The sequence below is a fragment of the Bifidobacterium sp. ESL0690 genome, assembly GCF_029392315.1.
Taxonomy (GTDB): Bacteria; Actinomycetota; Actinomycetes; order Actinomycetales; family Bifidobacteriaceae; genus Bifidobacterium.
Window position 1 is genome coordinate 2,097,927 of record NZ_CP113939.1, and the last position, 24,989, is coordinate 2,122,915.

Consider the following 24,989-nt stretch of genomic DNA (forward strand, 5'->3'; position numbering starts at 1 on the left):
CGATCTCGGCAATAAAACTAAAAACGCATGGCCGTTCTACCGACCATGCACAACACATAGAAGAATATAGGAAGTGGCGGCTGGCAAATGTGATGCCAACCGCCACTTCTTTCAATCATCAGGGCCTTTCCCGTTACCGGGAAGAGGACGAATCAGACAGCGATCCCGTCGCCGGTCGCGCCGTTATAATGCTGCGCGTTCTTATTGTCATTCAGCTTGCCCCTCTCGTAAATGTACGTCGAGGAGACAATCACGACCAGAAGGAGCAGCAGAAGGATGAGCCACCACCAGTTGAAGCCGTTGTGCTTGGTCGACTGCACGGGCCTGGTAGTGGGCTGGGCGAAGGAGCACTTCGGCAGACCGATGTAATCCGAATCGCTCCACGCAGCAGGCGTACCGTAAGCCGTCTCGTCGGCCTCAAGCCACGCCACCTTGTTCGCGTTCCTCCTCTTCGTGTCCAGCCTGCGGGCCACGTCATCGGGCATGCACTTCGGACGGGCCTTCTTCTTCGGCGTCCCGAGCGTCGTATCCTGCTGGCTGTTGGGAGCCGGCGTCGGCACCGGGGCCGTGACATTCGGGGACACACCGATGGTCACGCGGTACGGCACGGCACGGTAGACCACGGAAGCCTGCGGAGCCAACACGGCAGGCTGCGAACTGGCCACGCCACCACCGTTGTTGCCACCGTTGCCGTTACCGCCATTGTTACCGGAGCTACCGCCGCCATTGTTACCGGGGTTCCCACCGTTATTACCGTTGTTGCCGCCAGGAACAGTCGGTTGGCCTGGAGTCGGATTCGGCGTCGGATTCGGCTTAGGAGTTACCTTCTCCCACTTTGCATAGAACTGAATGACACCAGGCACCATATCAAGCTTGTCGCCGGACGCATAGGACTTGCCCGTGCCGTCGCTCTTGGTGTTCCAACCCTTGAATTCGTAACCGGCAACCGCGTAGCCGCTGGCCTTGACCTGATAGTTCGGGTACTTCGTCACATCCGTGACCCCGTTCTCGCCAAGCTTCAGCGTATAGCGCTCGACATCCATACGGCCGGACGGCAAGGTGCCCTGCGGCGCGTTCGCATTGTAGCGGACCTCATAGCTCGCCTGCGTGGGTGTCACCGGCGTGATCGGCACCGAAGTGGCCTTCCACTGTGCGTAGAGCGTGGTCGGTTTGCTCTTGAGCAAAGGCACCTGGTTGCCGGGCACATACGTCGTCCCGGTGCCGTCAGCCGCAGTGTTCCAACCGGTGAACATCCAGCCCTCGACCGTCCAGCCGTTGGCCGCAGCTGCGCTGGTGTAGTGCTCGAGATCGTCACTCTTACGCACGGAGCGGGTCACGGTTTCGTTCGCGGTTCCAGTACCGCCGGCGGTATGGCCGGCGGGCGCATTGGCGTCGTAGTTCAGCCGGTAATCCACGTCCTTGCCCCACTGTGCATACAGCTTGCCGCTGGGTGCTGCCGACGTGCAGACCGGCCGCCAGCCAACCATATGGCATTCGGCGTTCTTCTTCGGCTTGATCTTGACGCTGTCGCCTTCCTTGTAGAAGGTGCCGTTATCGTCGGTGAAGCCGACGACCTTCCAGCCGTCCTTCATGGTAAACCAATACTTGTTCGCGTCAGCGACCCTCACCTTGTAGGGGTAGTTGTTGAGGTCCTCGTCGTTCGCGTCGTTACCGGTGAAGGCATCGCCGTGCAACGGCTCAAGGTTGGGACCACGAGGCGGAACGATACAGCCCGAGGTCTGGTTCGGGAAGCCGATGGCCTTTGCGTCACCGTCATTGCCGTAATACCAGACGCAGTAATCGGCCGAGTTGATCTTGCGCCACTGAGCATAGAGTTTCACCGCGGTGTTGTATGGAACCGTCAGGCTGTCACCTGCCTTGTAGGCCGTGCCTGTGCCGTTGGCCTTCGTGTTCCAGCCGGTGAACTTCCACCCGTTAACCGCGAATGCGTTGGCCTTGACGGTGAACCCGTGGGAGGTTTCAGTACCGCGCGCGGCGTGGTATGTATCATCAGGCATGGAACCAGTCGCAGCTCCTGCAGGAGAATTCGGGTTATAACGCACCGTGAACGAAACGGTATCGCCCAATTTCCAGCGTGCATACAGCTTCTCCGGAATGGGGGCCACCGACGCTCCCGGCTGGTAGCTCTTCCCACTACCATCGGCAGATGTATTCCATCCTTTGAAGATATAATCCTCATTCGGCTGGTAGCTTCCGTCGGAACCGTCGAGTTTCGTCATGGAGAACGGACTCTCGGGAGCCGCAAGCTTGAACTGGGCCGCAGTATTCACCGGCCTATTGCTGGTCACTTTCCCGTCACGGTCGAAGGTGACGGCAGGTATGCCGGTCAAAGCCGGTATTCCTTTGGCGTCAGTTGAAGCGGCGGCACCGTCGTTCAGCGCGACCTTATAGTCCTCCGAAGGCTCATTGCCTTCCAACGCCACGGTTTTTCTTTGCTGCCACACATAGGTGCCCGCGCGTGCGGAATCATTTCCCTTGGCTCGTGCCACCAAATCTCCAGAGAAGTAGCCGACACTGGGGTCTACGGATGCGGAATCGGTACCGTCAACAGGCACTTGCGCCCATTTGCCGGTATAGGTATCGTCTTGAGTGGGCTTAAGAACCGGATAGCTTACACCCCAAGTGTCGCCGGGTTCGTAATCGAACAACCTGGTTCCAGGACCAATGGTTATACGCTGCACTGAGGGCGGCACGACAACCAAACCATCTTTCGACCGCATATCCCAACCGGAAAAGTCAATGCTCTTGACCTTTCCTGTCCCGAAGAACATCTGATACAGTCCGGACCAATTATACATTTCACTGATCGTCGGCCTGATGCAATCGAGCCTAAAATTACTCACATCAAGCTTGGTGACATTGTACATATCCTCAAACATCATCATCATGTTAGTGACATGTCTGGTGTCGAAGTGGCTGACATCAAGAGTCTTCACCTGCTCACAGCCGAGAAACATGCCTTCCATATTCGTGACTTTGGAGGTGTTGAAGTGGCTGACATCAAGAACCTTCACGTTCTTGTTTTCCCAGAACATGCTACTCATGTTAGTTACGTTATGCGTATCAAAATTGCTGACATCAAGCGTAGTGCCATTATAGAAGCTAAACATGCCGTCCATGTTGGTGACTTTTGAGGTGATAAAATTCGGGGCGCTCGCGAGATTAACAGAGTTATCACCCCAAAACATGTAGCTCATGTCGGTGACATTTTTCGTGTTGAAACCGCTCAAATCATCAAAGTCGACGTAACTAGCACCGTAAAACATATAACTCATATTTTCTACGCTGCTGGTGTCGAAATTCGGTCCAAAACGCAAGATGTACATATTGTCGCAATCCTTAAACATGTAACTCATGTCCTTGACCCGGGAGGTATCTAACCCTATCAAGTTAAGCCCTTTATTGCTACCGTGATAACCGCCCTTTTGGAAGCACCCTTCGAACATGTGGCTCATATCGGTGACCTTGCTGGTGTTCCAGCCATCAAACGGCGTCTCATAATCGTTGGGATAGAGGTTCTGGCAGTCTTTGAACATGCTGTTCATATCGGTTACATTGCTGACGTCCCAAGAGCCAATTTTGTGATGGTACGTTTCCAGATACTCAAGCTGCTCACATCCTTCGAACATGTGGCTCATGTCGGTGACCTTGCCCGTGTTAAAGTCACGATAATCGAAATACCCTGTATTTGCAGACAACTTCTTATCGTTCATGAAAAACTTCGACATGTTGGTCACTTCACTGGTGTCGAAGCCAGAGATGTCAATGCGACGCAACGTCGGCAGATTCGCAAACAACCCAGTCTGATCGCCGCTAAGCTTCAGTTTGCCCTTTCCCTCAACAAACACATCGATCAATGACGAAGTTTTATCGAGAAGGGCACGAAAATCATCCCTTGATACCGGTACGTCGGAATCACCCACCGTAATCCTGAGATCGTCGAAATCAGAAGAGTGCCTGATACACCAACTCGCACCGTTGAGTGTTCCACTCAACTGGCAGTCACCCTCGCCTTGTGCAGAGACCTGCGGAGTGGATGTTGGCTCTTCGGACTGCGGGCCGGCTTGCGGCTGCGGGGCCGGATCCGATTGCGCTTGCGGCTGCGGCGTCTGAGACTGTGCCGACGGGGCGGCGGCGTCCTTTTTCGCGTCGGGGGCGGCCACCTTGGACTGCGAACCAGACACGGGACTATCCTGCGACTTCAGATCGGCATTCGACTGGGGCGCCTTACTGGCTTTCGTCGTGGCCGCATTGTTTTGTTGAACCTCCTGGGTAGCCGCCTCCCCGGACGGCTCGATGGTGGGATTGTCGGCAGATGCCGCGACGCCGGTTCCCAGCGCCATCGCCGAGGCTACCAGCAGACCGATTACCGCTTTGTTCCACGATTTCATCGTTACTCCCTTCCTTGCTCTTTCTCTACGTTTCTCCGATTCGCAAGCGTGGCCTAAAACCGATACCCACAAATCAGCATTTCAAACTTCATTACATCGTTAAACGTAACAGGCATCACATTATCGTCAGAGACTTTCTAATATGAACGGTTAAAATCGACCGGTAAGTGGTTAAAAATCATGGGTCAAAGAAATTAGGATTAGTTAAAATCCATCACCAGATATTTTTCTGACCTTAAAAATCACTAAAAAATAAATTACAGAAGTCCCAAATCATTAGGAATTGATTAAAAACGGCGGAAATCAGGGCTTTTTGCCCTTTGCCAGCGAGACAAAACTAATCATCGATCAAGTACGTCAAACTATTTTTGATTGACGTCAAATCGTCCTACTGTTGACGTTTTACATTTTCGCCAAGGCTGAAAAGGCCGGAAAACAAGGAATTGCAAGGCAAATGAGGCAATGGACGGCCTAGGCGCGAGCATGCCGCCGGCATACAGCCCCTGACGGCCCGACAACCGGCACTCCGCTTCAGCGAGAAAAACGAGAAGAAACCGGCCTCAAACAAAAAAATTGGTGGACAGCAGCAAAACTGCTGTCCACCAATTCCTCAATCATCAGTACCGTCCCGTTTCCGGAAACGGCACGAGCAATCAGAACGCGACGCCACCTCCGTTGGAAGCACCGTAACCTTGTGCGTTCTTCTTGTCATTCTTCTTTTTCTTCTCATAGGCGTGAACCGAAACGGCGATCACAACTACAAGAAGGATAAGAAGAAGCAGGAGCCACCACCAGTTGAAGATGTTATGGTTCTGAGCCTTCACCTCCGGGGCGGGAGGATTCGCGAAGGCGCACCTCGGCAAGCCCTCGTAATCCGAATCGCTCCACTCAACAGGCGTGCCGTAAGCCGTCTCATCGGCCTCGAGCCACGCGACCTTGTTAGCGTTCTTCTTCTTGTTGCTCAGCCTACGGGCCACGTCGTCAGGCATGCACTTCGGGCGGGCCTTCTTCGGGGCATTCGTCTTCACCTTGCTGTCTTGCTGACCTTTAGGCGCAGGCGTCTGGGTGGGCTGGGTAGGAACCGGCGCGGTTGCATTCGGGGACACGCCCACGGTCACACGGTAGGGAGTGTAACGGTAGACCACAGAAGCCTGCGGAGCCAACGCAGCGGGTTGCGGGCTGACTGCTCCACCGTTGTTGCCGTTGTTACCATTGTTTCCGTTATTGCCACCGTTGTTGTTGTCACCGGGTTGCGGACCTGGAGCCGGTGCGGGAGCTGGTGCCGGTGCCGGGCTAGGAGCTGGCGGCTCCGGTGTCGGGCTAGGAGTCGGTGCGGGCGAAGGAGCAGGAGCAGGAGTCTTCGTCCACTGGGCATAGAGCGTGGTCTTGCCAGGCTTGACGCTGATAATGTTGCCCACCCGATAGATACCTCGGCTACCGTCCCGAGCGGTGCTCCAGCCGGTAAAGGTGTAGCCTTCGACCGCGTAGCCGCTGGCCAGAACCTGACGATCCTGATTAATCCAGTTGCCCACTTGATTGACAGGTTGCACGTCAAAGGCATCATCGGCCATAGAACCCGTTGCCGTCAGCCCCTGGGGTGCATTGGCCACGTAATGGATGCCGTAATGTGCCGGCTGCTTTTGAATCGGGGTAATCGGAACGGAAGACTTCTTCCACTGGGCATAGAGCTTGATGTTCTGGCCACGGGTGAAGCCCTTGACGACATCGCCCTTCTTGTAGGCCTTCTGCCCGCCGTTGGCGTCGGTATTCCAGCCCTTGAAGGCATACCCGTCAACACCGAATGCGGAATCAGGAACCGTGATCTCGATCTTCGAGGCATCAGGCCCAGCCTTACGAATGGTATCGAGAGAACCGGTGAGCGTCGAGTCTTGAGGCGCATTTCCGTCGAAGCTCAGCTCCGCGAATTCCTGCCAGACATAGGTGCCGCCTTCGAATCCAGAAGCCTGGGTCAATGCAGCCAAGGATGCGTTATCGTCAGAAGAATCGCTTACCCAGCTCCCATCGCTCTTCGTCCAACGACCGGTATAGCCGTCGGTTTCAACAGCACCGGAAGCATCGGGCTGGAAACCAAAGGAGGACGAGCCCGGAATCCTGGTATGCGGACCAAGCTTCAGGGATTTCACACCATATGGGAAAACATTTGTGCCCGAAGTTACGGCACGGGTATCCCAACCGGAAAGATCAATCGTGGTGAAAGCGAAATCGCCATTGAACATGAAGGTCATATCGGCGACCTTGGAAACATTCCAGTGTGAAAGCCCCTTGATTTCGGTCAGTTGCTGCTGACCGTCGAACATGTAACTCATGTCAGTGACGTTCGAGGTATCCCAACCAGTCAGGTCCAAAGATTTCAACGAGCCGGAATGATTGGAACCGGAGTAGAACATCATCGTCATATCAGTTACCTTGCTGGTATTGAAATCGTCAAGGCCCTTGATCTCCGTCAATGAATAATCACCAGTGAACATATAGTGCATACTCGTGGCGGCATCGGTATGCCAACCGGTCAGGTCAAGGGAGGTGAGCGAAGAATCTTCGTCGAACATACTCGTAAACCACGTATTCTGGCTCACGTCCCAGTTTTCAAGACCTGGCAATGCGGTCAAATTGGGCATATCGTAGAATATTCCCTGCATATTCATGACGTTGCCCATTCCCCAACCGGAAACATCGCCAACAGAGCTGATGCCGGTGTCACTGAACATCCATTCCGCACATTTGTCTTTGCCGAGATTCCAATTCGACAAATCGCCGACACTGGTAAGTTTGGAATTATATGCAAACATATCATGGGTATCGGTATTGTTGCTCATATCCCAGCCAGACAAATCGCCAACAGAAGTCAGCTTCGAATTAGAATCAGTATCCGTCCGAAACATCATAGACGTGTTGGTGACGGCCGAGGTATCCCAATCGTCAAGTCCGGTGACCGTAGTCAATACAGTATCGTCGTTGAACAAGTAGCGTATATTGATGGACACGTGAGTCTTCCATTTACTGGAAGCCTTGACACCAGGAAGACCTGCACCCGGTGCGGTACGACCAGCGCCCCAACCGGTCAGGTCGACGGTCTGGAGCTTGGGATTATTAGCGAAGAACGAGGTCAAATCCAAAGTACCGGTCTGCCCTTGCAGGAGGCTGAAATCAAGGTCGCCGACATTGTCGATGCTCTCCAGATTATCATATCCACCACAGTCGAATCGGCTTCCGGGCACGAAATGCGTGTTGGGAGCATCATCAAACACCATGCGGACGATATTGTCCCTTATTACCTTGTTCGATGAATAAGACCACAACATGTCAGAAGGCGAACCACTAAAGTCAGCACCAAGCACACCCGAACCGATATGCATCACATACTGGTTCGGCATTGTTTCCTCTACATACCAGTGCACTTTTTGACTGCCGTCGGCGTTACCGCCGAAATTCCCTTGAATCTTAATGGAAGGATCCGGGTCGTCCTGCGTCGTCGGAGCCGGAGTCTGCTTGGTTTGCACAGCTGGAGCTTGCTTCTCCTGCTTGGCCTGCGTACCGGTCTTTGCCGAGGTTTGCGCCGGGGCGTGCTGAGTGCCGGTCTTCGGCGTCGCGGAGTCACTCTGCCTTGCCTGCGACATCGCGGAAGTCGTTCCCGGCTGAGAACCGGCCGGCTGCTTCGCGTCGATATTCACTTCACCGGGCTTGTCCGCAGAAGCCCCGCTATTATTTTGAGACTTTTGAACCTCTTGAGTGGTCAGTTGTGCATCGGCAGTGCTTGAGCTGGCCTCGTCGGCAGATGCCACCACGCCGGTTCCAAGAGCCATTGCCGAGGCGATCAGCAGACCAATCACCGCCTTGTTCCACGATTTCATCATTTCCCTCTTTCTCTCGTACATCGTGATACGACTCTGATTTATCGGCGAAGCCTAAAACCATACCAATAAATCTAACCTTAAATTTACGTACATCGTTTAACGCTACATTAATCAGATTCTTATCTAAAATCCTCAAGCCAAACGGTCGAAAATTGCTGGTAAACGGTATAAAAATAAGGGCGAAAAATATCGAGATGAATTAAAATCTATCATGCAACTTTGTTCTTCCTGCTGCAATGCACAAAAAAGAATTACATCATCGCCAAATCCGCGAAGAATATCAACAATAAAGCCATTTCTGTCGTTATTTTTTATAAGCAACGTATGCGATTTCTCATTTATTAGACATGTCAATCCTTTTAATTATGATAGACGGTTCAAGAGCTATTGCACGATTTATACCAACGAGATACCCGAGAGAAACGAAAGCATATATTATGAAGCAACGTAGTGGTTGTTCAGCAATGGAGTATTTAGGCCCCGAATATTGCGCAAGCATGACAAGATTGTCTGGGCTGGACCGTCTGGCTACTCGAACAAACAAAGTATTGGTTAATTAACAGGTAAGTGTATATTTATAAATATGTCTTACGTATGAATTGGGGAAAGCAAGAACGGGGACTTCTCGTACATAGGCATATAACAGGGAAAGAACAGGCATTTTATGAGTATCATGTTCCGAGCAAATCCTGACCTGTCGGACGACGAACTGAACGTCATCATCGAGGCGGCGAAGCCCAGTGACGAAGCAATGCAGCTTATGCAGGGTATCAGGAAATTGAGCCGGCTGAACACCTCCACGATTGTGGTCAACACCGAAACATCGCTGGAGCTCATACCCATCGCGTCAATCATCGCCGTCGAAGTACATGACGACATGCTGCTGCTGCGGCTGATACAGAACAAAGCTGCGATGCAAAACCCGCGGGCCCCGAGCAACACGATCGCCACACGCGACACACTTGCCCACTTCTTACGGCGTCTGCCCAACGAATTCGTAAGAATTTCGCGCCAGAGCGTCATCAACATCAATCATCTGCGATCATTAAAATTGAGCTATTCCGGCAATATGATAGCCAGCCTTGACGCCGGGATAGATGAGACTGTAGGACGGCGATACGTAGCCGACCTGAGAAAAATAATAGGAGCATAGGCTTGCAATACCAAGAAAAATCGGCCGAGGACTCTTTGAACGGTGATACGGAAAACATCGGAAATACCGAAACCAGCAGTACGAAAACGGACGGCATGCAACCATCCGTCGATATTGATTTCGATTTCAACGAATGCGACGACCATGACGGAGCTTACAGCCACTCCAACCAATCACCGACGCGGGGCGAATCATGGCCGCACGCTCTCCTGAGCTATGCCATCAAAGGCATACTGTTCGGCTCGGCGGGCGCGGTCTTGATCGAGATATTCATTCCCAACTGGATTCCGATCACCAGGCTGGGAATGCTGACGATGCTCCTGATCGACGCACTGATTGGCATCGTCACGCTCGTCTTGCAGCGTTCCGACCTGCCGCTGTTCGTCATCATCCCCACGCACCTGATTTGCACGCTACTGGTTTGCATCGGCTGGATCTGCATCAACGGGTGGCAATGGCATGTCTTCCACGAGGAGCTCACCCTTTTCGTGGTCGGGTTCATCGTGGTGTACGTCGTGATCTGGGCCGGCATACTCTTCTATTTCAATTTCATCGCCAGCAACATCAACAGGCGCTTGAGTGACAGAAAGCACATGCGCCGCAAGAACTGAAAAACCTGGCTACTTAGCTGACCACGAACCGGCCGTTGCAATGATGCGCATACATATTGCGCTTGTCTTTGCTGGTCTCATGATGATAGGTCATGGCCAAAATCACGAAAACGACAATGGCGAACACCGCCAGCGCCGACCAGTTGAAACGCAAGGCCGTGTCTGCGGAAATCGCGCTGCGAGCCTGGCCCGTCAGGCATTGCTGGATCTCGATATGCTCGTCCTGGTCACAAATCGCGTTGTCACCCGCGGCATCGCCGTCATTCGGGCCTTCGATAGGAGTGACGGGAACCTTGTGGCCTTCCGGAACCGGGGTGGCCGGGACACTGCGCGGAGAAGTATTCTGCGCAGAATTGTTCTGCGAGGGAGCATTCTGTTGCGAAGGCTGCGAAGTGGCGGCTTTCGAAGTGACATTCTGAGAAGGATTATCCTGCAAAACGGCACCATTCGAAGGAATGTTGTGCAAACTATCACCCTGAACGGCAGCGACAATCGGGTAGGCGTCGACGGCGTTGGAATCCACGGCTGCGTTCGCGGCGACGGGCGCAACACCCATAGCCATTGCTACGCACAAACCGATCAGAATCCTCTTCAACGACTTCATCGTTTCCCCTCGACTAGCTCACTTTCCTTTATTCAGACCCTCTTCGCTTACGCTTCGAGGCCAAGGATCTTGCTAACTATGTCATAAATAAAGATACCACGGTACACCGGAAGACCACGCAACTGTCTCAGGCCAATCACACGTTTCGTTGGTTAAGCGGTATTGAATAAGCGGTGAAAACAAGATTATTTCGACAAATTGTGTAGCTATTCATACATAATATGTATTATTGTAGAGTCAGTACTTGTGAAAGTGTTGGTCTGACAACATATGCCCTTTCATAAGCGGCTTGATTCTTCCTACTGACCAGAAGAAAGACTAGGTGGCGCATATGAGCATCACGTTCCGCGCGAATCCTGATTTGCCTAAAGGCAGCGTGAATGTCATTGTCGAAGCGAGCGAAGCAACCGAGGAAACCGTTAAGCTGATGCAGTCGATCAAGACGTTGCAACGGCGCAACATGACCACCATCGCCATTGAAACCGACGGCAGCTACGAAATCATACCGACCGCCGCCATCGTCGCCGTGGAGGTCGACGGCGAGATGCTGAACATCCAGATTCTTGTCAACCAAGACAACACCACCCGAAAAGGCCAACTGATCACCACTCTGACTACCCACGACACGCTCGTCCATTTCATGACGCGGCTGCCTTCCGAATTCGTTCGTATATCGCGCCAGGTGCTGATCAACATACGCCACCTGCGCTCCCTGAAACTCAGCTATTCCGGCAATATGAGCGCAAGCCTCGACGGCGGCAAGGAAGAAATCGTCGGCCGACGCTATGTGCCGGGTCTTCGTGAAGTGATTGGAGCCTAACGATGAAAAAATTGCACAGCCCAGCCGGTAGCATCAGCACTTTGCTGCGGCCTTCGCACAATGAGTCCAAGTTCGCCATGATTTTGAACTACGCCATCAAGGGGCCGATGATCGGCGCGCTGACGGTGGTCGTCATCGAACTGTTCCTGCCCGGATGGATGCCCATCGGTCGAATGAGCATGGGCACGATGCTTATCATCGACGTCTTCTTGGGAGAGCTGACGTTGGCGCTGTTCTGGAGCGACCTGTCTTGGTCCATCATCATTCCGCTGCAAGGGTTCTCCACTCTGGCGCTTTCGGTGCTGTGGGTCTATATCAACGGCGGAAAGTCTCATCTGTTCAGCGACGAAATGCTTGTTTTTGTCGTCCTGTTTGTCGTGCTTTATATCTGCGCCTGGCTGGTAATCTTGCTTTACTCGCGGGCGATCACCGAAGGAATGAACGAACATCTGAATGCACGTCTCTCTGCTTTCAAGGCCAAAACCTACAAAGACAGTGCGAGCGATGCTGCCGAAGGCGTCGAAAGCAGTGAAAGTCTTGGTGAGGCTGGTACTGAAAACCAGATGAACTCAATATAAATAATCTGCTCTTTGACCCCTCTGGCAAAAAGTAGAGAAAACGCAGGCATGACCTTAGCCATGCAATCGGTAAATGCTCTTCTTCAGCTTCGATAACAAAAGTGCCTGTCACCGAACGAATCAGTGACAGGCACTTTGCTTTCGCAACCTTTCAGGCGGCTAACCACCATCCAGGTTACTTTTGGAAACTACTTCTTGATCGTGGCGGAATCGAAATCACGATGGCGCGCAACGATGTATCCACCGTTCCTGTAGGCGAGGAGCAACAGGAAGAGAGGAATGAGGAAGAGGAGCAGCCACCAGAAGCTGAAGTGACGCACCATGGCGCTCGGGGCCGAAGCCTCAACCTCGCAACGCGACAGACCGTTATAGTCGGAGAGCTTCCAAGCCGCAGCCTCGGCATCTGCCGTGTCATCGCTCGTATCGGTCAAGTCGACGGGCTGGGTGCCGTTGCTGTTGTTTTTGCGCTTGGCAGCCTGTATCTTACGATAGACATCCTCGGGAATGCACTTCGGACGGGCGCGCTGCTGCAATGGCTGCTGCTCGACTGGAGCGGCAGGGGCGGTAGCTGTGGGCGCAGCACCGTTATTGCTCGGGGCGGGGGCAGCCGCACGCGCTGCGGGAGCCGGGGCTGGCAACGGGGTCCTAGCGGCTGGCAACCTCGGCGCAGGGGTAACCAGCGGGTTCGGCTGGGCAGGCGGAATCACCGGAACAGGTCCGGGAGCAGGGGCGAAAGCCTGCCACTGAGCGTAGAGCACAGTCGTGCCCGGTGCCACCTTGATGATGTCTCCCGGCTTATAGTCGCCACGATCGGAACGCCAAGAGGTGAATGCATAGCCGGTGATCTGATATCCAGGCTTACCATCCTTCTTGCCATTATCGCTATTCCAAGCAACCGTACGCGGATAATTGTTCAGATCGACTCCGGCAGAGGGAGTGACATCGAAGCTGTCATCGGGAACGGTTCCGGTGACCGTAGAGCCTTCAGGGGCATTCGCCATATAACGAATGATGTAATGCTGAGACGTCTGCGGCTGGGACTTGAGCTCCCACTGGGCATAGAGCTTGAGACTGTGATTACTACGGGTGAAGCCACTGGCTATCTGGCCCCCTACGTATTGCGTACCAACACCCCTCGGATCCGTGTTCCAGCCTTTGAAGTTGTACTTGGTAGATGAGAACCCTGAAGGCGAAATCGGAATACTGATACGCGTCGCGTCAGCCTTTTCCACACGCTTGGTGGCAGTCGTTCCGGTGAGGTTCGCATCGCTCGGAGCGTTGCTTTCGAAGCTCACTTCGGCGAACTCCTGCCAGACGTAAGTGCCGCCGGCAAATGAGGAAGCGTGGGTCATATCGGAGAACGATTCATCGTCTCCACCCCTGCTATCACTCGCCCAACTGTCGTCGTCCTTCGTCCAATGACCGCTGTAGCCGTTCCCGTCGGTGGCACCGGCGTCGGATGGTTCGGTATTGTAGCTGAAGTACTCCGGGTACATCAGGGTCTTCTTGCCGAGAATAAGCTTGTTCAACGTCTTCGGAAATGCTGTCGAACCGGTGACATAACCAGTCACATTATGCGTGGACCAATTCGACAGATCGAGGGTTGTCAGCAAATCATCTCCAATGAAGAGCGAGGACATATCTTGCAGCGCGGGCGTGTTCCAACGATGCACATCAATGTTCTGCAGCTGCGCATCGTAGCTGAACATCGCACTCATTGCCTCTACTTTTGAGACATTCCAGTTGGAGATATTCAAGCTCTTCAGGTTCAACATACGATTGAATGTCAATTCCATGTCTGTAACTTTGCCCGTGTTCCAATTGGACAAATCCAAGGACTCCAGGCCTGTGGATGAGAACGTGTTGTTTAATGAGGTCACGTGAGAAGTATTCCAATCATTAATGCCGGTGACTTCCTGAAGCTTCAAAGCTCCTTGGAACATGCTGGTCATGTTCGTGGTATTGGACGTGTTCCAACCGGTGGTATTGACGGTTTTCAGGTTGGGATCCGCGCCAAACATCTGCGTCATATCCTTAATCCCCGATGTATCGAAACCGGAGGCATCGACACTCACCAGGTTGGGATCGCCATAAAACATCATGGCCCCACCCGTAACGCCTGAAATATAATGCAGGCCTTCGATTTTGGTAACGGTCGGCAAATCGCCGAACATAGAGGAAAGATCGGGCTGAGCGGGAGTAACAGGCGCGTCAAAGACGATGTGGGTCACCATGTCGTTGTCACGGTACGGAGCGACGTTGTAGTAACCGAAAATCCCCCCATGGATATAGACCGTACAGGCGCCCTCGGAGTCTTTCTGGAACGTATATGTCGAGTCTCTGGAGTCACCATAAATGCCCCACGAGCCGCCGCCCCGGCAAGCGTCGTCCTGAACCTGCGGAACCTGAGGTATTTGCGGAATTTTCGGGGCGGGGGCTGGCTGCGCCTTGTGATCTGGGGACTGCGCGGTTTCGCTGGTCTCCGACTGCGCTGCGCTGCTGCTGCCTTGCTGCGCACTACCATTGCCTTGCTGTGGGGCGCCTGAGGTATCCTTGCCGGCGGCTGCGGAACCTTGCTGGGCGGCACCGGACGACGGCGCTGCATTCCCGTTTCCAGCTTGTGCACCAGACTGAGCCGCACTGCCGCCTTGGCCTGCGGATTGGGCCTGACCGGCTGCCGAATTGCCCGACGCGGCCGAAGGATCAGACGACGCAAGTCCTTGGGCGGACGGTGCAGCGGCGGACTGCGACTCGCCCTCGCTGGCGGACGCTGTGGCGAATGGCGCGGCAATCATCGCGGCTGCGGCAAGCATACCGACAATCGCTTTGTTCCAAGACTTCATTGCTTCTCTTCCTCTCCCTGCGGTTTATGCCGTCCGCCGTTTCCATTCCAACCGGCGAACCTCATCCATCGCTATTACACAGCTCAAAAATATTCCGAAGTAATAATTATTAGTATAACAATGCATTACTACAAACGTTTCTATAAAAAACCGGTTTTCGACGATTTTCCAAGCACCAAAAGCAACAAAACCAACCATCTCAGCGCGACAAAATGAACTGAAATTTAATGTCTCGTCTTACAACCCTTGCCGGAGTAAGAGTTACGGAACCCCTGTCTTTTCTTAATAATGCGATGATAACTAACAAAAGGTAACATAATAGAATTGTAAAAACCTTCGACATGAAAATCAAATCGGATAATTTTTCTCACAGCATAACCCAATCAGGCATACATCTCGACACTTTCGTCGGTGGAAGGTTGCGTATCGATAATTCTGCAAACTGCCCATGGCTGTCTTGCTCGCTTCGAGGTTTTGCTTTTCTTGAGACAACCCTCGCAATTCCCGGCCACAACAACAAGAAGCCCGCCGCTGGATTGCATACCAGCGGCGGGCTTTTCGTCACCATTCGTTTACCGAAGGCGGCGGAATCTCTTGTTTGCTTGAGTTATCGGTTACGCGAAGTAACCGTCGGAGCCGAGGCGGGCGTCCGGGTTGAGGAGCATCGCCTTTTCGGCCTCGTGGGAATCGTAGACCTTCGTATCCTCATGGAAGCGACGGTTGTCGATCTCTTCGTAGAGCGGGGCCTCGCCCATCATGCCCATCAGGCGGCGACGCTCGCCGCGGGCCAGACGCTCGTTGGCGCGCTTGCGCCACTTGTCGAGCGCGTCCTGGCCGTACTCGTTGGCTACCGAAGCCTCGAAGGCGCCGGGGTTGACGAGGGCGACGAAGCCGGAGACATGGCCGAAGCCGAGCGAGGTGACCAGGCCGGCTTTGACGGAGCCGATGTTGAGCGGCTTGCGAAGCCAGACCATATGGTCGTCCTTGCGCATCTTCGGGTCGACGCAGTCCAAAGCCGCGTTGGCCGGGATGACGCCGGACTTGAAGAGCTGGGTCAGGCCATCGATCTGGAAGATCGCGGCGCCGCCCATAGCATGGCCGGTCAGGCTCTTCTGGGAAATGACGAACAGCGGGTTGCCGTCGTTGCGGCCGATAGCGTGCTGAATGGAGTTGTGCAGCTCGGATTCGTTGGAATCGTTGGCGTTGGTGGACGTGTCGTGCTTGGAGACCACGGCGATATCGTCGGGGGCAACGCCAAGACGTGCCAGCTGACGGACCAGCTGAGAATCCTTACCACCCTGAGCCGCAGCAAGGGCGCCGAGGCCCGGAGCCGGGATCGAGGTGTGCGCGCCATCGGCGAAGCTGTGGACGTAACCGACCACGGCCGCGACGGGCAGGCCCATCTTCAGCGCGATGTCGCCACGGGTGACGAGCATCGTGCCGCCGCCCTCGGATTCCACGAAGCCGTCGCGGCGACGGTCGTTGGAACGGGAGAAGAAGCGGTCGGAGATGCCCTTGCCGTACATCACGTTCGCATCGGCGGTGGCACCCATGTTGCCGAAGCCGATCACCGAATCCACGCCAATGTCGTCGATCGCGCCGGTGACCACGAAGTCCGCCTTGTGCAGGGCGATCTTGTCAACGCCCTCCTCCAACGAAACCGCGGCGGTGGCGCAGGCCGAAACCGGCTGAACCATGTTGCCGTAGCCGCCGATGTAGGACTGCATGACGTGCGCGGCGACGACGTTCGGCAGGGCTTCCTGCAGGATGTCGGTCGGAATCTCATGGCCGAGGAAGCGGTCGAGATAAAGCTTGCGCATGCTGGCCATGCCACCGAAACCGGTGCCCTGCGTGGAGGCGACCATCGAGGGATGAATCGTCTGCAAGACCTCTGAAGGGCTGAAGCCGGCCGAGAGGTAAGCGTCAACGGTGGTGACGATGTTCCAAAGCGCGATCTCGTCGACCTCGCCGACCATGGAAGCGGGGATGCCCCACTTGACCGGGTCGAAGCCTTGCGGGAACTGGCCGCCGACGGTGCGGGTCATCGCGAAGCGCTTGGGCACGCGGATCATCGAACCGGGCTGGCGGGTGACGCTCCACTCGCCGGACTCCTCGTCCTGCACGATCTGCGTATGCTCGGCGTCCATGATGACATACTGCTGGGCGATCTCTTCGGTGGGCACGCTGAAGGTGACCTCGTGGTCGAGGTAGATCTCCACCTCGCCACTGGCGGTGCCGTCCTGATAGTCGCCGCTGCCCATGCCGTTGTCGAAGGGACGCAGGCCGGAGCGGGCTACGACCTCGTCGTGATAGCGCTCGGCGATGTCCTCTTCGGGCACGAGGTTGCCGTCGGTGTCGTACCAGCCGGCGTTCGGGCTGTCCTGCCAAGTGACCAAGCCCATGTTCCAAGCCAGCTCGAGCACCGCTCCTGCGGACAGATCGACGCTGCCGTCGGGATGGATGCCCAGCTCGGCCTCGCTGCGGGTGCGGCCGGAGCCCCACGGACCCAGCTCGCCAATGGAGACGATGACGATTTCGTCTTCGGGCTTGACGGTGACGTTACGCCAGTCGGCGAGGTTGACCTCGGCCTGACGCGGCGGGTTCGGGGTGGGCAGCGCCTTGATAAGCGTCGCCTTGCCGGAATTGTTGCTGGAGCTGTCGGCTTGCGTATTCTCATCTGCGTTTGCCGCAGCAGAATTGGCCTTGTCGGCCTCGGCTTCGGCACGAAGCGCAGAGATATCGATGGGCTCGTTGCCCAAACCACCGGTCAGATCAGCGCGAAGCGGGGCCTTCTCGGCCTGTTTGCGGGCGCTGGCGTCGGCCAGGTTGAGCAATTGCTGCGCGATCTCGGCGGTGGAATAGGTGCGGATGCCGTGACGTTCGACCACATCGACCAGCGGGTCATTGCCGCCCATCAGGCCGGTGCCACGCACCCAACCGATCAGCGGATGGGCGAAAGTGACGCGGCCGGACCAATCCTTTTCGGCGCGGGCACGGTTGACGATGGCGTCGAACGAGGCCTTGACCTCGCCGTACGCGCCGTCGCCGCCGAAAACGCCGCGGTTCGGGGAGCCAGGCAGGATGACGTGGAGCTTGTGCTGCACGTCGGTGTCGCCGCCGATGGCCGCAAAGCCGGTGATTGCGCGCTCGACGCCCCAGAGCATCAGGCGAGCCTGCGACTCGAAGAGCTGGCCGGAATCGGACATGGTGCCGTGCACCGGAGGTGCCGCGAACGGGAAGAAGAGGCTCGGCTCGTAGGCCGGCTTCAGGATCGTGGTGGTGGCGCCGGTGGTCTTCTTGCTTACGCCGCCGACCCACTTGACAAAGGCATCGACGTCACGATAGCTGGAAAGGTTGGCCGGAACCACCCAGAGTTTGGCATCGCCGACCGCGTACTCGCGATAGACCTGCTCGGCCCACGCACGTACCGGCTGCGTGAAGTTGAAGGAAGTCGCGATAACCGTCGCGCCGCCAGCCAAAAGGCCTTCGACGATCTGGCCTGCGATGGAGTTCGGAGCCACGCCGGTGACCACGGCGACGTCGCCGGCAAAGCGGGACGCCTTCGCATCGTTTTTGGCATTGCTACGAGCCTCGACCGCGATGCGGTTGAAGGTGGAGGCCAGAATCGTGTCGCCATCCATTGAAGCCTTGGAAGCGAACCAAGTAGCCTGGTCGGCGACCTCATGGCCTGCGCCGATAAAGCTCAGCTTGGAGACCTTCTGGTCGTGGTTGTAATAAAGACGGGCGAGATCCTCGCGAGCGGTGGCCCAACGGTCGTCGAGCAGGAGGGCCTTGCGCTCGTCGAAGCGCGGGGCGACCTGATCGACCCAGTCGCTGCCAAGCTCGGCCTCTACGGCTTCGACCACAGCGGCATCCTCGTCCTCATCTTCATCGGGAACAGGAGCCTTGATGTCAAGCTCATCGAGCACGAAACGTGCGGTCTTGGCGAGCACACCGTCGGCACCGGTGACCTTTTCCGCAAAGGCATCGAGCGCCGCGGAATCGACCACTGAACCGCCGGCACCACCGGCGCTCGGAAGCGCCACGGCAACGCCGTGATCGGCGGCGACCTTCTGCACGGCCGCATCGATAAGCGCGTTGGCGTCGTTGGCATTGGAGACCTGGGCAGTGCTGAGGCTGGCGAGATCATCACCGCGCGAAGACGTGCCTTCACGGGTTTCAAGGACCAGCGTGCCAAGCACATAATCAGCCCAGCCCTGACCAAGCTGCCAGGTGTCGGTGACGCGCTTGACGACCTGAGCCTGCTTGACGCCGGAAGCGCCGAAGAGGCCGCGGATACGGTCACGCACGATGTCGGAAAGCACCGGGCCGAACGGCTTGTAGTTCGGAGCCACCTTGTTGACCAAAGCGTAAAGGTCGGTGATTGACGCCTCGGCGGCGCCGTCGACCGATGCCACGCCAAGCTCGGAGCTGATGTCCATCAACAGCTGGTTACGGCGTGAGGAGACGCCGTTGGTCAGGGTATCGGTGGTATCACTGTCGCCGATCTGATCGGGGCGCACCTTGGCTGCATAAGCCAGAAGCATCTCGATGCCGTCGGATGCCTTGAAGGGCAGATCAGCCGGACGTTCACCGGAAGCGGCGACAGGTGCAGCCGGAGCTGCAGGAGCGGCGGACTGCGCTGCCGGTGCCGAAGCAGCAGGAGCGGCTGCAGCTTGTGCAGCTGGGGCCGAAGCCGCAGCGGTTGGTTGAGCCGAGGCCGATGCCTCTTCGGTATCATCGTCCGTTTCGGGGACGAGGCTATCCGAATCGGTCATATAGACGCGCTGCTCGTCGCGACCCAGGTTGTAGACCGCAACCTCGCTGCCCGAGAAGTCAGGCAGACGCAAAGTCTTGGTGGCGAGGTTGGCGAGCGTCGGCTGGTTGCCGAGGCCGACTTCGACATAGTTCTCAACGCCGAGGCCGCCTTGGGCCGGGTCGCCGAACATGATGGCCTGCGTCTCGATCCAACGAACCGGGGAGGCAAACTGCCAAGCCAGAAGCTCGGTGAAGAGCAGGCGACCAAGCTTCTGCTCATCGGCAGCGTAGGAATCCCAAATCTCGGGGTTGTCGAGGGCTTCCTGGATGCGGGTGGACGGAACGACCGCGACGATCTTACGCGCGAATTCCTTGGTCATCTCGAACGGGGATGCAACCAGATTCGGGATGTAACGGCCGACCAAGCGCTGGTAGTCGATATGCGCAGGAAGCAGCGTGTCGAGCTTGTTGCGGAAGTCGGGCACACCCTTGCGCAGCAGCATGGAGTGGAATGGCACGTCGATGCCGGGCACATACATGAGTGCAGGCTTGCCGCCGTATTCCTTGACGCGGCGTGCAGAATCGGCCTTCAGGGCCTCGAGGCCCTTGATGGTTCCGGCGATGACATACTGAGCACCCGAGAGGTTGTAGTTGACGATCTGCAGGAACTCACCGCTCGCTTCGCTCACGGACTTCACGTAGTCATCCACACCGTCGTCGCCCACGCCGAACTGGTTCGGGCGCAAAGCGGCCATGCGGTAGTTGGAACGGCCTTGCTCGTCACGCTCGATGAGGCTGTTCATCGCCGACCCTCGTTGGAAGACCAGCTCAAGCACCGTCTCGAAGGGGATGATGCCGGCGAAGGAGCTCAGCGCGTTGTACTCGCCCAGCGAATGGCCGGCGAAGTAGGCGGGCCAGATGTCGCTGCCGGCCTCGCGCAAGCGGGAGGTCTGGGCATAGGCGACTGTGGCGAGCGCCACCTGGGTGAACTGAGTAAGGTCGAGCAGACCGTCGGGGTGATGGTAGGTCACGCCGTTGGCAGTCAGTGTCTTCGGATTGTCACGCACGATAGCGAGGATCGAGAAGCCGAGCTTTTCGCGGGTGACCTTGTCGGCCCGCTCCCAGGTCTCGCGGGCGGCGGCCGATTTGGCGCGCTCGTCCAAAACCATGCCCTGCTGCTGGATGCCCTGGCCCGGGTAGACGTAGGCGGAACGCGAGGCGCGAACCGCGGCGGTGCCACGGGAGACGATGTTGCCGTCGATGCGGCAGGTGACCTCGAGGGTCATCCCGCCGTGACGCAGCTTGCCGATGCGCTCGACGCTGATCTCGACCTTGTCGCCCAGCTGCACCATGCCGTACATGTTGTAGGTCCAGCCGACAATCTCGTAATGCGCACCCTTGTCGTCACGCGCCTGCACCACGTGCTGGGCGGCGGCGGAGAGCCACATGCCGTGCACCAGCGGGGCCTTCAGGCCGGAGACCGCGGCACCGCGATGCGAGGTGTGAATCGGGTTGAAATCGCCGGAAGTACGGGCGAACGCGGTCATCTCGCTCGGGGCGGTCAACGTGACGCGACGGAGCATGCGGCGCGGGGTCGCGACCACCGGGTCAAGTCCCTTATCCTCGTTCTCGTCGAACGGCGTGCCAGCGCCCTTATGGCTCTTGCGATAGGAAAGGTAGTCGCCGTAATCGGGAACGTCGGCTGGAAGCTCGTCGGAATAGGAACGGCCGCGAACCGCGAAACGCTCGACCTCGTGGGCCAGAACGGTGCCGTCGATGGCGGTGTGGGTGACGTGAATCGTAACGATACGGCCGGAAGCAGACTCGGCGTAGGCGTCGGCCCAGCTGGTCAGGTCGATCTTCTCGCCGGTATGAGTCAGAAGCTCATCCTCGGTGACCTCGAGTTCCATCTGATGATCGAGGTGGACGGCGTTCAGGAGGCCTTCGATGACCGGATAACCGTGGACGTACACGGAGCCAAGCGCCGTGTAGATCGCAGGCCAAGCCGGGCCGACCAAGGCGTCGGGGGCGATGCGCGAGGCGTTCAGGGAGCCGGGCATATTGCCGGCGGTGGCGGCTTCGTGATCGTAACCGAGATTGGCGGAAAGGGTGTAGCTGGTGTGCGCCTGGCCATACGGGAAGGCGACCTTGTCGCTCATCTCTTCGATTTCCGGCATCGCGGTGAGCTTGTCACCGGTGATGGCGGTGTTGCCGATACCGGCGGTGTCGGAGAGCATCGCGTAGACGTGCTTGGGCAGACGCTCGCGGTCGACCACCGGGAAAAGCCCGGTTTCGGAGGGACGGACGTTGAGCGGGATGACGATATCGCGCACCGCGTGCTTGGAAAGCCCGCCATCCGGATCATTGTCCCAGAAGGTGTCGAGGTGGATATCCAGATCGAACATCTGGGTGCCGTTCTCTTGGCCCACCTCACGGATTTCGTAATACTTATCGCCGTTCGGCGTGCCGAAAGCGGGGTTGGTCATCAGGTGGCCGACCCAGGAGATGTTCGGGGACTTGCGAATGAAGTCCTCAGCAGTGGATGCGGCATCGAGCTCGGCGTAAGCGGGCTGCGGCTCCACTCCCCTGTTGATCTCGCGGGTGCGGTCGAGCGCGGCGGCTTCGAAGCGACCGAGGATGGAGCCGACGGGCTCGTCGATGGTGGTAATGCCTGCCACGGAAATCGGACCGGGGATGGCTCGCACGGAATCGGCGGAATAACGCGGATCTTCGGACTGCCAAAGCTGATCCTGACCCCACCAGCGCAACAGGTCGTTGTCGATCTGCGGCACGAAGGGCATCGGCTTGTGATACTCGTGAATCAGCGTCGGGAACCAAGCCACGTCGGTCGGGGTCACGGTGACCTCGGCGGCACGCGGATACGCGCGCTCCAGCTTATCGATGGCGGCCTGCGGGTCGTTTTCGACGTCGGCACGTGAGGTGAACAACGAAGCGAACTCGCCGGATTCCTGATCGCAGACACGGGCTTCGGCGCGCTGCAGGAGGTGCAGGAAACGGTCGGCGTAGGTCGGGTCGGCCCACGGGAAGGTCAGTTCGGCGAAACGCTGCGCCCACTGGACGTAGGTCATCTTGTCGAGGTCGCCGAAGTACGGGCGTGAGGTCTTGTCGAGTGCTTCGATGATCTCACCGCGGCGGCTTTCCAGCTCTTCCGGGTGCTTCATGACGCGAACCAGGAGGCGGCCGCAACGGGCGGAGGCGTTCTCGAGCTCGTAGATATCGGCATGCAGATGGCTCAGGCCACTGGCGACGCCGCCCTTGGCGACCTGACCGGCCGGAACCCAGTTCTCGCCGAGAGGAGCGAACGGGTCGGAATCGTCGGGCTTCGGCGAAATGCCGGGGGTCGCGACGAGCATGCGCTTGACGTCGGGGTTGGTATGGGCCTCCTTGGCCGTCATCGCGGCGGTGCCGATCAAGACGCCGTCGACAGGCATATCTGGCTTGCCGTAGACGCGGGACCACTGGCCGGAAATGTAGTCGGCAGCGCGGTCGGGAGTGCCGATGCCGCCGCCGGCGACCAGCACGAGATTGCTGCAGGCACGCACATCGGCATAGGTGTCCATCAGAAGAACGTCGAGGGATTCCCAAGAATGGTGGCCACCAGCGGCTCCGCCTTCGACCTCCATGATGACGGAGACCGGGGCGACGGCCTTGGCGATGCGCACGACCTGGCGGATCTGATCGATGGTGCCGGGCTTGAAGGCGACATACGGGAAGCCTTGCTCATTAAGCGAGGCGACGAGCTGCTTGGCTTCGTCGAGCTCGGGGATGCCGGCGGAAATCACCACGCCGTCAATCGGGGTGCCGGAGGCGCGCTTCTTGGCGACGATGCCGGCAGGGCCGAACTGCATGTTCCAGAGATAACGATCCATGAACATGGCGTTGAACTCGATGGTGCGGCCCTCTTCGAGCTGCTTGTCGAGGGATGCAACGTTGCGGTCAAAGACGGCCGGGGTCACCTGGCCGCCACCGGCCATTTCAACCCAATAACCGGCGTTCGCGGCAGCGGAAACGATGTCCGCGTTGACGGTGGTCGGCGTCATGCCGGCCAGCAGCACCGGCGGCTTGCCGGTCAGATCGCTGAACTTGGTGCGAATCTTGTCGCCTGCGGGAGTAGAGATCACCTTCGGAGCGAACTTGCGCCAATCCTGCGTGCGGACGGGGTCTTCTTCCATCGTGGAAAGCGCGGCGCGGGCCTCTTCACTGTCAGCCTCGACCACGCCGACGCCGGTGCCCTGCACCAGAGCGCTGACGAGCTTGCCGACGGTGTTGCCCGGGCCCATGTCCACAATCCACAGCTTGGTGGGGTCGTTGCTCTTGAGCAACGCGTCGGTACGCGCGGCCCAATCAACGTGATTGACCAGCACTTCACTGGCCAGCGTGCGGGCGCGTTCGGCGTCCAGGCCGCAAGCCTGCGCCCACTTGACGGTGGACTCGACGGCTTCGGCCATCAGCGGGGAATGGAAGGGAACAGTGACCTCAAGATATTCGAGGATCGGATCGAAGACCTCGCCGCCGCGAACCTTGTCGGCGCGCAACTTGGCCTGACGACGATGCTCCTTGCCAACCTCAACGGCGAAGGCCGCAAGATCCTCGGGATGGCCTGAAAGGACATAATTATCGGTGGCGTTGGTGACGGCAAACGCAATCGGACCACGGGGTTTGACCACGCGGTCGACCAGAACCTCGATCTGGCGCTTGGTGGCTCCGCGAACGGAGAGCATCGGGGTGGCCTCTCCGAACTTCGTGGAAACAGGAAGCAGACGGGACTGGCGGGTGCCTGCGGCACCAATCAGGCGCGCGATGGCAAGGATTTCGTCGATGGCGTCGCTGGCCGCATCAATGGAGCCAGCGGCTTCGATGGCGTCGACCATATGCTCGGCGATGATGCCCTGGGAATGACCGAGAACAGCGACCGGCTTGGCCGTGGCAACGCTATAGCCAAGGCCTTCCGCGTCGATCAACGCACCCAGCTGAGCCAAGGCGATGCCCGGAACGCTCGCCGCCGCGTCCGCAGCAGGGCCGAGCTTGGCGGAGTTAGCCGTAAAGCCGAAGAGGTCGACCGTGCCGCCCATCGTGGCCAGGAGATCCGGGGTGACCGCCGAGAGCAGGCGGGACGAAGCGTCGGCGTGCGCCTTGAGCTTTTCCGCGAGCGTCGGGTCGGTGCATTCGTCCGCAAGCGAGCTGACCCACGGCGTGGACTGGCCGCCGAAAACGAGCGCGTGGGGCTCGGTGCTGAGGCGGTTCAAGAAGAAGGTGTTTTCAGTCATTATCTTCCTTATATTTGGTTGAAATTCTCATGGATACAGATATTACACAA

9 protein-coding genes are annotated in these 24,989 nt (G+C 57.3%); 4 read left to right on the forward strand and 5 right to left on the reverse strand.

The window, feature by feature from the left end:
• Nucleotides 1-152: 152 nt before the first annotated feature.
• Both OZX62_RS08270 and OZX62_RS08275 read right to left on the reverse strand, forming a co-directional pair.
• Entirely contained in the window at nt 153-4,412 is a 4,260-nt protein-coding gene (locus tag OZX62_RS08270; RefSeq protein WP_277175721.1) for a BspA family leucine-rich repeat surface protein, read from the reverse strand.
• Nucleotides 4,413-5,065: 653 nt separating this feature from the next.
• Nucleotides 5,066-8,284 (reverse strand): BspA family leucine-rich repeat surface protein, encoded by a 3,219-nt coding sequence (locus OZX62_RS08275; RefSeq protein WP_277175722.1) that lies wholly within the window; start codon nt 8,282-8,284, stop codon nt 5,066-5,068.
• A gap of 664 nt (nt 8,285-8,948) precedes the next feature.
• On the opposite strand from OZX62_RS08275, the gene OZX62_RS08280 reads away from it, so the two are divergent.
• Both OZX62_RS08280 and OZX62_RS08285 read left to right on the forward strand, forming a co-directional pair.
• Nucleotides 8,949-9,437 carry a LytTR family DNA-binding domain-containing protein gene (locus OZX62_RS08280; RefSeq protein WP_277175723.1) on the forward strand — a complete coding sequence of 163 codons (489 nt, stop codon included), beginning with the start codon at nt 8,949-8,951 and terminating at the stop codon, nt 9,435-9,437.
• A gap of 2 nt (nt 9,438-9,439) precedes the next feature.
• Complete coding sequence (locus OZX62_RS08285; protein ID WP_277175724.1) at nt 9,440-10,048, forward strand: DUF3021 family protein; 609 nt, start codon at nt 9,440-9,442, stop codon at nt 10,046-10,048.
• Between the two features lie 13 nt (nt 10,049-10,061).
• Here OZX62_RS08285 and OZX62_RS08290 read toward each other — a convergent pair whose 3' ends face one another.
• On the reverse strand, nt 10,062-10,652 hold the full coding sequence (locus OZX62_RS08290) for a hypothetical protein (RefSeq protein WP_277175725.1): 591 nt from the start codon (nt 10,650-10,652) through the stop codon (nt 10,062-10,064).
• A 331-nt stretch (nt 10,653-10,983) separates the two neighbouring features.
• On the opposite strand from OZX62_RS08290, the gene OZX62_RS08295 reads away from it, so the two are divergent.
• Together OZX62_RS08295 and OZX62_RS08300 are read left to right on the forward strand one after the other, a co-directional pair.
• Nucleotides 10,984-11,472 (forward strand): LytTR family DNA-binding domain-containing protein, encoded by a 489-nt coding sequence (locus OZX62_RS08295; RefSeq protein WP_277175726.1) that lies wholly within the window; start codon nt 10,984-10,986, stop codon nt 11,470-11,472.
• 2 nt (nt 11,473-11,474) lie between these two features.
• Nucleotides 11,475-12,050 (forward strand): hypothetical protein, encoded by a 576-nt coding sequence (locus OZX62_RS08300; RefSeq protein WP_277175727.1) that lies wholly within the window; start codon nt 11,475-11,477, stop codon nt 12,048-12,050.
• A gap of 188 nt (nt 12,051-12,238) precedes the next feature.
• On the opposite strand, the gene OZX62_RS08305 is transcribed toward OZX62_RS08300, so the two are convergent.
• Complete coding sequence (locus tag OZX62_RS08305) at nt 12,239-14,893, reverse strand: BspA family leucine-rich repeat surface protein (RefSeq protein ID WP_277175728.1); 2,655 nt, start codon at nt 14,891-14,893, stop codon at nt 12,239-12,241.
• Between the two features lie 614 nt (nt 14,894-15,507).
• Nucleotides 15,508-24,939, reverse strand: coding sequence for a type I polyketide synthase (locus OZX62_RS08310; protein ID WP_277175729.1), 9,432 nt, complete (start codon nt 24,937-24,939; stop codon nt 15,508-15,510).
• Nucleotides 24,940-24,989: the final 50 nt, after the last annotated feature.